Source organism: Clostridium sp. JNZ X4-2, from assembly GCF_054889485.1.
In genome coordinates this window covers 2393520-2406348 of the sequence record NZ_CM142685.1, presented here as the reverse complement: position 1 = coordinate 2406348, position 12829 = coordinate 2393520, and the positions used below count along the sequence as shown (strand labels likewise).

The following is a 12829-nucleotide window of genomic DNA, read 5'->3' as shown; positions in this document are numbered from 1 at the left end:
GAAAAGTAATATAAGTAACTGCCAGAAATACCTTTACTGGGATATAAAGAAATTTAAAAATACTAAAATATGATTTTATATAAAATTAATTTAGTATTTATGGAGGAGTTAATTATGAATTCAGTATCATATTTTGATTCCATTGCAAACAAATGGAATGTAATAAGAGAAGAATATTTTGAAGATAAACTAAAATATATTGTACTTTCTAAATTTAACACAGAAAATAAAATATGTGTGGATCTGGGATGCGGGACAGGATTTATTTCCTTGGCTTTATCGAAAAATGCAAATTTAGTATTTTCTTTGGACAATTCTAGAAATATGTTAAAACAATTGCATGATGAATGTCTGGATAAGAAAATAAAGAATATATATCCTATAAAAGGGTCAATAACAGATCTTCCACTATTTGATGAATCAATTGATGCGGTTTATATAAATATGGCCCTTCATCATGTGGCGGATGCAGAAAAAGCGGTAAAAGAGGCCTATAGAATTTTGAAAAAAGATGGAGCATTTATTGTATCAGATGTAAAAGAGCATAATGGAGAATGGGCAAGAACTGAAATGCATGATGAGTGGCTGGGATTTTCTAAGGAACAAATAACTGATTGGTTCAGCAAGGCAGGATTTAGTGATATAAGTTTTGAAAACACAAAATTGAAATGTAATGGGTATTCAAGCAAGGGTGAGCATACGGAACCTGGAATATTTATAGCAAAAGGAATTAAGAAGGGAGAACAATAATTATGAAAATCGAATCATTGCTAATACATGGAGGAATAGACGGAGACGAAAAAACAGGTGCAGTCAGTGTACCTATATATCAGACTTCTACGTACAAACAAGAAGCACTTGGAAAAAACAGCGGTTATGAATATTCAAGAACAGGAAATCCAACTAGAGATGCAGTGGAAAAATTAATTGCAGATTTGGAAGAGGGATATAGAGGCTTTGCTTTTGCTTCCGGGTTGGCAGCTATATCGGCAGCCTTGATGCTTTTCAAAAGCGGAGATAAAATAATACTTTCCAATAATGTATATGGAGGGACTTTCAGGGTTATAGATAAAGTATTTAAAAATTTTAATATAAATTATGAATTAGTAGATACCAGTGATTTGCAAAAAGTAAGGGATAGTATTACTGAAGATGTAAAAGCAATATTTATTGAAACACCTACCAATCCTCTTATGTCTATAACGGATATATCTAAAGTAAGTGAAATAGCGAGAAAAAACAAGGTATTGACTATTGTAGATAATACTTTTATGACACCTTATCTGCAAAAGCCTATAAAATTAGGGGCAGATATAGTAATTCACAGTGCTACCAAATACTTAGGCGGCCATAGTGATCTAATTGCTGGTTTTTTGGTGGTAAACAATGAAGAACTGGGGGAAAGGGTTCACTTTATTCAAAATTCAACAGGTGGAATATTGAATCCTTTTGATAGCTGGCTTTTAATAAGAGGAATAAAAACATTATCGGTTAGGATGGATAGGCACAATGAAAATGCTGAATATGTAGCTGATTTTTTAAAGGAAAATAGTTTAGTAGAAAAAGTTTATTATCCAGGATTTGAAACCCATCCAGGACATGAAATTCAAAAAAAGCAGGCTAATGGATATGGTGCAATTATTTCCTTTGTTTTAAAGGATTATATAGATATAAATAAGTTTTTTAAAGGATTAAAACTTATAATATTAGGAGAAAGTTTAGGTGGAGTAGAGTCTTTAATATCCCATCCAGCTACAATGACTCATGCGGCAGTGCCCTATGATATAAGGCAAGAAATAGGAATAGTTGACGGCCTAATTAGATTGTCAGTGGGGATTGAAAATAAAAGGGATTTAGTAGAGGATTTGAAAAATGCATTGAAATTTGCCAAATAATACAGTGAATTTTCAAAATGTGAAATTTGGTGGAGGATTAATAATATGATGTATTATAACGATATAAAAGAAATGGTAGGCAATACTCCAATATTAAAGTTAAATAATTTTGATATAAAAGAAGGAGTAAGCATATTTGCCAAGTTGGAAAATTTCAATCCTGGAGGTAGTATAAAAGACAGAATTGGAGTGTATATGATAGAAATTGCAGAAGAAAAAGGAATCTTAAAGAAAGGATATACTATAATAGAACCAACTGCAGGTAATACTGGATTAGGGGTTGCATTGGGGGCACTTAACAAAGGTTATAAAGTTATATTTGTAGTTCCAATGAAATTTTCCTCTGAAAAACAAACACTTATGAAAGCACTTGGTGCAGAAATAATAAACACTCCTGAAGATAAAGGTATGCTTGGTGCTATAGAAAAGGCACAGGAGCTTCTTGAAAGCATACCAAACTCAATTTCATTAAAACAATTTGAAAATGATGATAATCCGCAAGCTCATTATCTAACTACAGGTCCTGAAATATATTTGGGTATGGAGGGGCAAATTGATTACCTTGTAGCAGGAGCAGGCAGTGGTGGAACTTTTACAGGAGTTTCAAAATATTTAAAAGAAAAAATAAAGGATATGAAATCAGTGTTAGTGGATCCCGAAGGTTCTACTTTAGGCGGTGGGGTTGAAAGCCACTATGATATTGAAGGTATAGGCAATAATTTCATTCCTCATACCATGGATATGAACTTAGTTGATAAAATCATAAAAGTAAGTGATGAGGAAGCTTTTAATATGGTAAAACAATTGGCCAAAAGAGAAGGTCTGATAGTAGGATCCTCTTCAGGCGCTGCTATGGCAGGAGCAATGAAATTAGCAGAGGTTATAAAAGCTGGGAATATAATAACCGTATTTCCAGATAGAGGGGACAGATATTTTAGCAAAAATATTTATAATTAATTTTTTAGAACAAAAATATAATTTTTGAATATAATGGTTAATGATAGTAAGTAAAAAGGAGTACCATATTTGAATGTATATGTAGTTCGTTCAGGTGATTCTATATGGTCTATAGCTCAAAGATTTGGTGTTACTCCAAACAGTATAATAGATGCCAATGATCTTAATCCACAGGAAAGTTTAGTGATAGGTCAATCCCTTGTAATCCCTACAACAGAAAGATCATACAGGGTTAGGCCAGGTGATTCTATATGGTCCATATCTCAAAGATTTGGAGTTTCTGTAGATAGTATAGTTCAGCTAAATAATATTGTAAATCCTGCAGCTATTTATCCTGGTATGATAATAAGAATACCTGAACAGGCAAAAAATTATGGAGTTATTGAAACCAATGGATTTATACAGCCTTCTACGGCTGAGCGGGAGAGAGTTATCATAAATAATGTAGGTCTTTATTTAACCTATGTAACCCCTTTTAGCCATCATGTTACCATAGAAGGCGGACTGACTTCTCTTAGAGATGAAACAATAATTGAGGTGGGAAGAAGCAATAGAATTGCACCATTGCTATCAGTGACAAATATATCAGGAGCAAATTTTGATACTGATTTAATATCCACTATATTAAACAATAAAAATCTTCAGGATACTTTGATAAACAATATAATTAAAACTATGGATGAAAAGGGATATTACGGAGTTGTGATAGATTTTGAGAGAATCCCACCTTCGGACAGAGAAAATTATAATAATTTTCTTGAGAAATTAGTATCAAAGGCTCATCCTTTAGGATATGTAGTTGGAACTGCACTGGCACCTAAAACATATGATGTAACATCTGGTGCATGGCATGGAGCTCATGATTATGCCGCTCATGGAAGAATAGTGGACTTTGTTATAATAATGACTTACGAATGGGGGTGGTCGGGAGGTCCTCCTATGGCCGTCGCCCCTCTTAATGAGGTTAGAAGAGTAATAAGTTATGCTGTAAGCGTAATTCCGCCTAATAAGATACTGATGGGCATACCAATGTATGGTTATGATTGGACATTACCTTATACACCAGGGGGTGAATTTGCAGAGAGCATCGGACATCAGGAGGCAGTGGACAGGGCAAGGAGATATGGGGCAGAAATAAAATTTGATGAACTGGCTCAATCCCCTTATTTCAACTACGTAGATGAAGAGAGAAGAGAACATGTAGTTTGGTTTGAAGATGCCAGAAGTATACAGGCAAAGTACAGACTGGTCAGCGAATATGGACTCCGAGGAGTGAGTTACTGGACACTGGCTCAGCCTTTCCCTCAGAATTGGTATATATTAGATAATATGTTTCACATAACAAAGGTTATACCTGCTGAATGAATATAAAGTTTTTTAATGGAAAAAGTACAATAAAGAAAAAAGGCAGCTATGCCTTTTTTCTTTATATTTTTATAAATATCATATATCAAGTTATAACATTTACTTTTGGTATATGGCATGGATGCCCCATTGCCCCATTAAAAAGTTTGATAATTTATATGTAGGAGATAAACAAAGTGTTGTAATTCGATTATAGGCTGTTGCATAATAGGATTTATGGGGTATGGTCAGATTTTTGTAAAAAATATACATTAAGAAGCCAAACCCCTTAGAATTATTTTATTTTTGTACGCTAGGAGATAAGTAAATTTGTAGGCTCTATTAACGGCCTTAGACTTAATAAATTCATTGTATTCTTCGTATTGAAATCGTGATGTTGTACCTAAAATATTCGAAAAACAGCTTGCAAACACCGTTGTTATGTTTTTATGGTATCGATTTGTTTTACCAATCATGCATTTGTCAAAGATTTTGCTATCACTGGATTGCATGTATAAGCGGTATAAAAATGTTGTCTAAAATCTCTGATATGGCTTCATCGGATACGGGTTCCAATTTTATAATAAGTTCGTACTGCAGTAGGTCAAGCGGGTGACATCCTTCCTGTCCTGATACCTTGCAAGTGCATTAAAATTATTCTCATAGTAACTGTATACTTCATGCAACTTATCTTTTATTTTTTTAGAGGAATTATTGTGGTTTAAACCGAAGGTCTATTGCATGAATCCAAAGGTTATAACTAATTATAAGAAAACTTTTATTGATATTGACAAAACTGATCCGAAGGATGCTATGGTTATTTCAGATTTTGCAAGAGTAGGAAAAATAACAACGGCACCATGGAAAGGCAGCCAATATATTGCATTACAGAGACTCACTAGATGCAGACTTCACATCATAGAAAATATCAGTAGAGAAAAATCATATATTCTCTCAAATATTTTCTCAAATTCAGTGAACTGGCTGTAATGGATAAGATCAACCGGTCTTTCTCAAATAAATTTGGTGCTGCATCTTCAGCAGTTTGATGGAATTTATGTCAACAGAAGAAATTGCAAACACTGATATAAACCAATTAGTTGATTTTCTAGTTGACAAAAGTAAAAATAGATTCAAAGATCCAATGGCTACCGCCAAAATTCTAAAAAGGGCGGCACGTGACTCTCATTGACTTGATAAATCTTTATATAACCCACTTAATGCTGCAATTGCCGCATTATTTAACTGCATAAAAGCTTTAGAAAAAGAGGCTACAACTTTTGACAAAGCAATTGAAAGAGCAGTCAAGGCACTGCAGACACATGAATTTGAATGTCTTTGTTCTATATATGGCATAGGTCCTGTTTTTGCAGCCGGAATTACAGCAGAAATTGGTGATATAACTAAATTTAACAATCAGGCAAGCCTTGCCAAATATTTAGGACTTACCTGGAGAAAAAAGCAATCAGGTAACTTTACAGCTGAGGATACGTATTTAACTAAAACAGGTAATAAATATTTAAGATACTATATTCTCGAAACTGCAGGCAGTATTTTACGATTCAATAGAGAATACAATTATTACTACCATAAGAAGTAATAATGAAGCTTTAATCCACATAATAAATAGAAGTGTATGGACATTCGTAAAAACGTACGCTATAATAAAAATAAAGAGGTGGTATTATGAAAACTGTTAATGTTACTGCTGCTAGAAATGATATATATAACATTATAAATCAGACGATAGTAAGCTCCGAGCCAGTACAAATAACAAGTAAAAATGGTGATGTGATAATGATTAGTATGAAAGATTGGGAGGCTATACAGGAAACGTTGAATCTTGTTTCTATACCTGGTATGAAAGAAAGTATACTTGAAGGTAAAAAAGAGCCTATTGGAGATTGTAAAACATTAGAGGATATAGGATGGAATTTAAAATAGTTTTCACTAAGCAGGCAGCAAAAGATGCTAAAAAGCTGGAAGCTTGTGGATTAGATAAAAAGGCTAAGGGTTTACTAAAAATAATGATAAAAAATCCTTATCAAAATCCACCTAGGTATGAAAAATTAGTAGGTGATTTAAGAGGACTTTATTCTAGAAGAATTAATATACAGCATAGATTAATATATGATGTTTTAGAAGAAGAAAATATAATAAAAATCATAAGAATGTGGACACATTACGAATAAGGCTTTCATCATTTGGAAATATAAGCTTTGTTTTAGTTACTTTCCTAAATTGACTATTTAGACTCTCTATTGCATTTGTAGTATACATGATTCTTCCAATATAATCGGGAAACATGAAGAAAGTTACGAGATTATCCCAGTTGTCCTCCCAGCTTTTTATGGCGTTTGGATACTTGTTATCCCACTTTTCTTTAGCAGTCATCAGGTTTTCAAGGGCAGTATCTTCATTCACTGCCCCATAAACAGACTTTAAATCTTTGGCAAATTCTTTTTTATGTCTATGAGGTATGTATTTCATACTGGATCTTAACTGGTGAACTATACATCTCTGAATCTTAGCAAAAGGATATACTGCACTTATTGCTTCTTTGAATCCATTGAGTCCATCAACACAGAATACGAGGACATCTTTAACTCCCCTGTTTTTAAGATCATTAAGCACTGAAAGCCAGAATTTGCTGCTTTCATTTGCCCCTATCCATATGCCGAGAACTTCTTTTTCACCATCCATATTTACACCCAGTACAACATACGCAGCTTTGACAATAATTTGCTTATCTTCCCGTACTTTATAGTGCACTGCGTCCATAAATATAAAGGAATATGTTTTCTCAAGAGGCCTGTTTTGCCACTCTGTAACTACAGGTACAATCCTATTTGTTATATTAGAGACCATTTCAGCAGATAGTTCAACATCATAGAGATTTTTTATTTGTTCGGTTATATCCCGGGTAGTCATAATTGCTGATGAACCCATTGCACCATAATATTCATCAAGCATTCATTTCAATTTGCTGTTGGTTTTCTTAAATACAGTTTTTTAGTAATAGCATTTATTATGCCAAAGTATTTAAAAATTGTAATAGCTTTAATTTTAGCAAAATAAGCTAACTAATAAAAACCGTGTAAACGTTTTAAACAAATTTGCTAGTTAAAATGTAACAACTTGAGGCAATTACTATATAGAACTTCATTTTTACTTGAAACGATTGCTATTTTAAATATAAAATTATGTAGATATTATTCTATAATCAATTCACTATTATATTAAAAAGGAAAGTGATATTTATGAAAACTTACTTAAGACTTGAAATAATCTCACGTGATCGAATAGGAATGGTTTTAGATATTTTAAAGAAACTTTATGAAAATAACATCAGTATTCATTCTCTCGAAGTTTTTCCAAACAAAGTATATATAAAGGTAGAAACTTTACAAGAAGAAGAAAAAGAATCAAATATCATTGAAAATCTACTTAATATAAATGGTGTTTTAAAAGTTCGAGAAGTTGAATTACTTTCTTATGAAAAAAATGAAAGGCGACTTCGTGCTATTATAGATGCTGTACAAGATGGTATACTAGCCATAAACCATAGTGGGGAAGTAGAACTCTTCAATAATTATTGTGAAAAAATATTCCATACAGAAAGAGAAAAAATAGTTGGGAAAAATATAAAGGAACTTTTAGGCTTCGATGGACCTATTATTAACCTTTTAAAAACTGGTAAAAATTATGACAATGTTGAAGTACTTACAAAAAATGTTAAAGATAGTTTTCACTATATTACTTCAGGACGTCCTGTAAAAGATGATAAAGGAAAAACCATAGCTGCTGTTGCCTCACTTAAAGACATTGATGAGGCCATAGAAATGTCAAATGTCATTACTTCAAAAGAAGAATTTGTATTTAAAGATATTATAGGCAATAGTTCTTCTATTGTAAAGACTAAAAAAATATGTATATCTGTAGCAAAAAGTAATTCAACTATACTTCTTCGCGGTGAAAGTGGTACAGGCAAGGAACTATTTGCAAGGGCTATACATAAATTAAGCTCAAGAACAGATAAAAGTTTTATAGCTATAAATTGTGCTGCTCTTCCAGATAATCTTATAGAAAGTGAACTTTTTGGATATGTGAAAGGAAGTTTTACTGGTGCAACAGAAAACGGTAAAGACGGTTTATTTAAAGCAGCAGATAATGGTACTTTATTTTTGGATGAAATAGGAGAACTATCGCTTCCTCTTCAATCAAAGCTTTTAAGAGTTTTACAGGAAGGCACTATAAGAAAAATAGGTAGTACGGTAGAAGAAAAAGTAAATGTAAGAATAATTGCAGCAACTAATAGAAATTTAGAAGATATGATTAAAAAAAATACTTTTAGAGAAGATTTATATTATAGACTAAATGTAATACCTATATATATTCCTAGTCTTAGAGATAGAATTGAAGATATACCTATGTTAGTTAGCTTTTTTATAAAAGTCTTAAATAAACAGATGGATAAAAATATAAAAGGTGCAGAAATGGGATTTATAGAGGAACTTGTAAAGTTCAACTGGCCTGGTAACATACGTGAATTAAAAAATGTTGTAGAAAGAGCTATGAATATGTGTCATGTATCTTTTCTTAAAAAAGAAAATTTGATCATGGATTTTCAAAAAACTACAAAACATGAAATGGATTCCGAAAATCATAACTTTAATTTTAAATTAAAAGATGTAGTGGCAGCTGCTGAAAAGAAAGCCCTTATTGCTGCTATGCAAAGCCATAAAAGCTGTAGAAAAGCTGCAAAAGCTCTTGGAGTATCTCATACTACCATAATAAATAAATTAAATAAATACGGAATAAATTTTCACTAATTTATATTACATTCCTATGCAAATTTAAAGCAAGTGTAAAGTTTTATTGACATATGTAAATAAAACTTTACGCTTGCTTTAAAAAAGTGGTTGGAAACCTTTACATCGTATTGTAAATACTGTGTTACATAATTGGCATAAAATTTGCTCAATGAATGTTGTATAAATAAGAATGTTTAGGAGGATAAATTTTTATGGAAAATACAAAAAAAATGGGATTTAACACATTAGCAATACATGGAGGTCATGTTGGTGATACTCAATATGGTTCCCTAGCTACACCAATATATCAAACATCAACTTTCGTATTTGACTCAGCAGAACAAGGTGGAAGAAGATTTGCCGGAAAAGAAGGCGGATATGTATATTCTAGACTTGGAAACCCAACTTGTTCAGAAGTTGAAGATAAGATAGCTTTACTAGAAGGTGGCGAAGCTGCTGCAGCTGCTGCATCTGGTATGGGAGCAATTTCTGCTGCACTTTGGTCTGCACTTAAAGCTGGTGATCATGTAGTTGCATCAGATACTTTATATGGATGCACCTTCTCTCTTTTAAATCATGGTCTTACTAGATTCGGTGTTGATGTAACATTTGTTGATGCAACAAAAATTGAAAATGTAAAAAAAGCTTTAAAACCAAACACAAAGGTTGTTTATCTTGAAACTCCAGCAAATCCAACATTAAAAGTTAATGATATTAAAAAAATATCTACTGTAGCTCATGAAAACAATAAGGACTGTCTTGTATTTGTAGACAATACATTCTGTACTCCTTATATCCAAAAGCCTCTAGAATTAGGTGCTGATGTAGTTGTTCATTCTGCAACTAAATACTTAAATGGACACGGAGATGTTATAGCCGGCTTTGCAATTGGTAAAAAAGAATTTATAGATCAAGTTAAACTTTTTGGATTAAAAGATATGACTGGTGCAGTACTTAGTCCTTTTAATGCATATCTTATTATAAGGGGAATGAAAACTTTACCTATAAGAATGGAAAAACATTGTGAAAATGCTATGAAAGTTGCTGAATTTTTAGAATCACATCCTGCTGTTTCAAAAGTATATTATCCTGGTCTTGAAAGTTTCGAATATCATGACCTTGCTAAATCTCAAATGAAACTTCCAGGTGCTATGATTTCCTTTGAATTAAAAGGTGGTGTAGCAGAAGGTGCATTAGTTATGAACAATTTAAAATTAGCTACACTTGCAGTAAGTTTAGGAGATGCTGAAACTCTTATTGAGCATCCTGCTTCTATGACTCACTCACCATATTCACCAGAAGAAAGACATGCTGCTGGAATAAGTGATGGTCTTGTAAGATTATCTGTTGGTCTAGAGAATGCAGAGGATATAATAGATGATTTAAAACAGGCTCTTGATTTAATAGTAAAATAAATTTAATAATATAATCCAAATTTCAAAATAATTATGATAAAATTTAAAATTTACCAAAACCTATGGTAATATTTTAAATAGTTAAATAAGTGTAAATGAGCACCTAATACTTTAGGCTAACATTTACACTTTAAAAAATCTATATTTATTCAGCAGGTATAACTTTTGTAATCTGAAACATGTTATCTAATATATACCAATTATGAGGGAAAGGCTGAGCCAGTGTCTAGTAACGGACTCCTCGGAGTCCGTATTCACTGACCAGTCTGTACCTTACCTGTATGCTTATGTCATCTTCAAACTACACCACATGTTCTCTTCTCTCTTCATCTACGTAGTTAAAATAAGGAGATTGAGCCAGTTCATCAAATTTTACTTATGCCCCATATCTTCTTGCCCTGTTCACTGCCTCCTGATGCCCGATGCTCTCTGCAAATTCACCCCCTGGTGTCAAATCATAACCATACATTGGTATGCCCATCAGTATCTTATTAGATGGGATTACGCTTACAGCATAACTTATTACTTTTCTAACCTCATTAAGCGGAGCTACTGCCATAGGTAGATCTCTTTGATCAGATTAATCAACGTCCCTCGTGTAAATTGCTTAATTACTATGTTTATGAATATATTATAACATATCTAAAAATGAAATATGAAGGAGCAAAATCTATGAATGATTGTATACTTATCGACTTTGGTTTAATCCACAAATATTGCATCAAAAGAGAAGATATAAAAAACTTGAAGATAACACCTTTTAACTGTAGAAATTATAAAAGATTTAGGTGATTATATTGAAATTTGTATAAAAATGTTGAAGGAGGTATTCAGAATAATGAATAAAAAAAAGGTAATGCTATAGCACTACTGCCGTTAGTTGTATTTATGGTGCTATTTCTTGGTGTTTCAATTGTAATGAAAGACTTTTATAAAATGCCAGTAGTTGTAGCTTTAATAATTGCATCTACCATAGCCATACTTCAAAACAAAAAAATACCTATAGAATTAAAAGTTGAAAGATTTTGTAAAGGTGCTGGAGATTCCAGCATAATACTTATGTGTTTGATTTTTATCTTAGCAGGTGCTTTTGCGGAAGTAAGTAAAGCTATGGGAGCTGTAGATTCCACTGTAAACTTGGGACTAGCTGTTTTCCCGCACAGCTTTATGGTAGCTGGTATATTTATAATTGGTTCTTTTTTATCTATGTCACTTGGAACCTCCGTTGGAACCATAGTAACATTAACACCTATTGCAATTGGAATTGCACAAAAAACAGGTTTACCTGTTGCATTTTTAGTTGCTGCTGTTGTTAGTGGGGCTATGTTTGGTGATGGACTATCTATGATATCAAATTCTACTGTAGCTGCTACAAAAACTCAAGACTGTGAAATGGTAGATAAATTTAAAGCTAATATAAAAATAGTATTTCCAGCAGCTGTCATAACACTACTTATATATGCATTTTTGACTTTAGGTATGAAAATCAATCATACAGGAGTTTATAACTATGAATTTATTAAAATATTACCTTATATAGCTGTACTAGTAGTAGCTTTAACGGGTTTTAACGTGGTCTTAGTATTAGTTGGAGGTATCGTATTAGCAGCTATAATAGGTCTTATTTACGGTTCTTTTGATGTATTTACAGTATTTCAACTTTGTGCAAAAGGTATTGCAGGTATGGAGGATATATCTATAATATCCATACTAATCGGTGGCATAGGTGAATTAATAAAATTCAATGGCGGTATAGATTTTTTATTAAATACGATACAAAAAAGAATTCATTCCGAGAAAGGTGCTGAATTTGGCATCGGTATATTAGTTAGTTTAGTAGATTTATGTACTGCTAATAACACTGTTTCTATAATTATAGTTGGTTCACTAGCTAAAGATTTATCTGAGAAATATCATGTAGATAGAAGAAAAACTGCCAGTCTTTTAGATACTTTTGCTTGCTTTGTACAAGGATGTATACCTTATGGTGCCCAACTTTTGGTTGCTTCTAGTCTCGCAGCAATTTCACCATTTTTAATAATGAAATATCTTTGTTATCCATACCTTCTAGGTGTTGCATCAATATTGGCTATAATATTTGGAATACCAAAGTTTAAAACTCCAGCTAAAGGATGTATTAAATTAGAAGATTATAAAAATTCTACTAGCATTTAAAAGTACATACCCTTTAACAGAATCTTTAATATAGAAACTTTACGGAAGCTGTTGATTAAACTATATTGTTTTGATGGTGCAGAGATGAATGGATTTAAAAAAATGTTGAAATTCCAAATATTCATATAACTGAGGCCATATACTAATTTATGTAACGTGAAGGAAAAAAATCATAATTATGTCAGCCATGATTGTAGCAGTAACTGCAATATGGCTGGTTAATGTTAAT

Annotated in this window: 14 protein-coding genes and 1 pseudogene; 12 read left to right on the top strand and 3 right to left on the bottom strand. The window is 32.3% G+C overall.

What is annotated here, in order from left to right; translation table 11 throughout:
• The first annotated feature begins 114 nt into the window (after positions 1-114).
• The 6 genes from ACYUJ6_RS11540 (at position 115) to ACYUJ6_RS11515 (ending at position 5388) form a co-directional block, all read left to right on the top strand.
• Positions 115-750: a class I SAM-dependent methyltransferase gene (locus tag ACYUJ6_RS11540; RefSeq protein ID WP_461842930.1), complete on the top strand. Its 636-nt coding sequence runs from the start codon at positions 115-117 to the stop codon at positions 748-750.
• A gap of 2 nt (positions 751-752) precedes the next feature.
• Positions 753-1895: a trans-sulfuration enzyme family protein gene (locus tag ACYUJ6_RS11535; protein WP_461842929.1), complete on the top strand. Its 1143-nt coding sequence runs from the start codon at positions 753-755 to the stop codon at positions 1893-1895.
• A gap of 45 nt (positions 1896-1940) precedes the next feature.
• Positions 1941-2852: a PLP-dependent cysteine synthase family protein gene (locus ACYUJ6_RS11530; RefSeq protein ID WP_461842928.1), complete on the top strand. Its 912-nt coding sequence runs from the start codon at positions 1941-1943 to the stop codon at positions 2850-2852.
• A 69-nt stretch (positions 2853-2921) separates the two neighbouring features.
• Positions 2922-4217: a LysM peptidoglycan-binding domain-containing protein gene (locus tag ACYUJ6_RS11525; protein WP_461842927.1), complete on the top strand. Its 1296-nt coding sequence runs from the start codon at positions 2922-2924 to the stop codon at positions 4215-4217.
• A gap of 720 nt (positions 4218-4937) precedes the next feature.
• Positions 4938-5186 carry an IS110 family transposase gene (locus tag ACYUJ6_RS11520; RefSeq protein ID WP_461842926.1) on the top strand — a complete coding sequence of 83 codons (249 nt, stop codon included), beginning with the start codon at positions 4938-4940 and terminating at the stop codon, positions 5184-5186.
• Between the two features lie 67 nt (positions 5187-5253).
• The gene (locus ACYUJ6_RS11515) at positions 5254-5388 is read left to right on the top strand and encodes a hypothetical protein (protein WP_461842925.1); all 135 of its coding nucleotides are present in this window, start codon (positions 5254-5256) and stop codon (positions 5386-5388) included.
• On the opposite strand, the gene ACYUJ6_RS11510 is transcribed toward ACYUJ6_RS11515, so the two are convergent.
• The gene (locus ACYUJ6_RS11510; RefSeq protein WP_461842924.1) at positions 5382-5612 is read right to left on the bottom strand and encodes a hypothetical protein; all 231 of its coding nucleotides are present in this window, start codon (positions 5610-5612) and stop codon (positions 5382-5384) included. The two genes, ACYUJ6_RS11515 and ACYUJ6_RS11510, sit on opposite strands and share 7 nt — an antisense overlap.
• Between ACYUJ6_RS11510 and ACYUJ6_RS11505 the strand changes: the two genes are divergently transcribed.
• The 3 genes from ACYUJ6_RS11505 to ACYUJ6_RS11495 all read left to right on the top strand — a co-directional run bounded on the left by ACYUJ6_RS11505 (position 5509) and on the right by ACYUJ6_RS11495 (position 6388).
• Positions 5509-5796: a transposase gene (locus tag ACYUJ6_RS11505; protein WP_461845497.1), complete on the top strand. Its 288-nt coding sequence runs from the start codon at positions 5509-5511 to the stop codon at positions 5794-5796. The genes ACYUJ6_RS11510 and ACYUJ6_RS11505 overlap by 104 nt on opposite strands.
• Positions 5797-5882: 86 nt before the next feature.
• Positions 5883-6140: a type II toxin-antitoxin system Phd/YefM family antitoxin gene (locus tag ACYUJ6_RS11500; protein ID WP_461842923.1), complete on the top strand. Its 258-nt coding sequence runs from the start codon at positions 5883-5885 to the stop codon at positions 6138-6140.
• Positions 6125-6388: a Txe/YoeB family addiction module toxin gene (locus ACYUJ6_RS11495; RefSeq protein WP_461842922.1), complete on the top strand. Its 264-nt coding sequence runs from the start codon at positions 6125-6127 to the stop codon at positions 6386-6388. The genes ACYUJ6_RS11500 and ACYUJ6_RS11495 overlap by 16 nt, the downstream gene beginning before the upstream one ends.
• On the opposite strand, the pseudogene ACYUJ6_RS11490 reads toward ACYUJ6_RS11495, so the two are convergent.
• Positions 6387-7127: pseudogene (locus tag ACYUJ6_RS11490) on the bottom strand (IS256 family transposase); the annotation flags it as partial. The gene ACYUJ6_RS11495 and the pseudogene ACYUJ6_RS11490 sit on opposite strands and share 2 nt — an antisense overlap.
• A gap of 329 nt (positions 7128-7456) precedes the next feature.
• On the opposite strand from ACYUJ6_RS11490, the gene ACYUJ6_RS11485 reads away from it, so the two are divergent.
• Together ACYUJ6_RS11485 and megL are read left to right on the top strand one after the other, a co-directional pair.
• Positions 7457-9028 carry a sigma 54-interacting transcriptional regulator gene (locus ACYUJ6_RS11485; protein ID WP_461842921.1) on the top strand — a complete coding sequence of 524 codons (1572 nt, stop codon included), beginning with the start codon at positions 7457-7459 and terminating at the stop codon, positions 9026-9028.
• 194 nt (positions 9029-9222) lie between these two features.
• The gene (megL, locus tag ACYUJ6_RS11480) at positions 9223-10425 is read left to right on the top strand and encodes a methionine gamma-lyase (RefSeq protein ID WP_461842920.1); all 1203 of its coding nucleotides are present in this window, start codon (positions 9223-9225) and stop codon (positions 10423-10425) included.
• Positions 10426-10801: 376 nt separating this feature from the next.
• Here the strand turns inward: megL and ACYUJ6_RS11475 are convergent, their stop codons facing one another.
• Positions 10802-10984: a hypothetical protein gene (locus tag ACYUJ6_RS11475; RefSeq protein WP_461842919.1), complete on the bottom strand. Its 183-nt coding sequence runs from the start codon at positions 10982-10984 to the stop codon at positions 10802-10804.
• A gap of 329 nt (positions 10985-11313) precedes the next feature.
• Here ACYUJ6_RS11475 and ACYUJ6_RS11470 point away from each other — a divergent pair, with 329 nt between their 5' ends.
• Entirely contained in the window at positions 11314-12600 is a 1287-nt protein-coding gene (locus ACYUJ6_RS11470; RefSeq protein ID WP_461842918.1) for a Na+/H+ antiporter NhaC family protein, read from the top strand.
• Positions 12601-12829: the final 229 nt, after the last annotated feature.

Bases quoted from the DNA above. Each gene is read 5' to 3' on its own strand.
- ACYUJ6_RS11540 (WP_461842930.1), top strand. From the start codon at position 115: ATGAATTCAGTATCATATTTTGATTCCATTGCAAACAAATGGAATGTA.
- ACYUJ6_RS11535 (WP_461842929.1), top strand. From the start codon at position 753: ATGAAAATCGAATCATTGCTAATACATGGAGGAATAGACGGAGACGAA.
- ACYUJ6_RS11530 (WP_461842928.1), top strand. From the start codon at position 1,941: ATGATGTATTATAACGATATAAAAGAAATGGTAGGCAATACTCCAATA.
- ACYUJ6_RS11520 (WP_461842926.1), top strand. From the start codon at position 4,938: ATGAATCCAAAGGTTATAACTAATTATAAGAAAACTTTTATTGATATT.
- ACYUJ6_RS11515 (WP_461842925.1), top strand. From the start codon at position 5,254: ATGTCAACAGAAGAAATTGCAAACACTGATATAAACCAATTAGTTGAT.
- ACYUJ6_RS11500 (WP_461842923.1), top strand. From the start codon at position 5,883: ATGAAAACTGTTAATGTTACTGCTGCTAGAAATGATATATATAACATT.
- ACYUJ6_RS11495 (WP_461842922.1), top strand. From the start codon at position 6,125: ATGGAATTTAAAATAGTTTTCACTAAGCAGGCAGCAAAAGATGCTAAA.
- ACYUJ6_RS11485 (WP_461842921.1), top strand. From the start codon at position 7,457: ATGAAAACTTACTTAAGACTTGAAATAATCTCACGTGATCGAATAGGA.
- megL (WP_461842920.1), top strand. From the start codon at position 9,223: ATGGAAAATACAAAAAAAATGGGATTTAACACATTAGCAATACATGGA.
- ACYUJ6_RS11475 (WP_461842919.1), bottom strand. From the start codon at position 10,984: ATGGCAGTAGCTCCGCTTAATGAGGTTAGAAAAGTAATAAGTTATGCT.
- ACYUJ6_RS11470 (WP_461842918.1), top strand. From the start codon at position 11,314: ATGGTGCTATTTCTTGGTGTTTCAATTGTAATGAAAGACTTTTATAAA.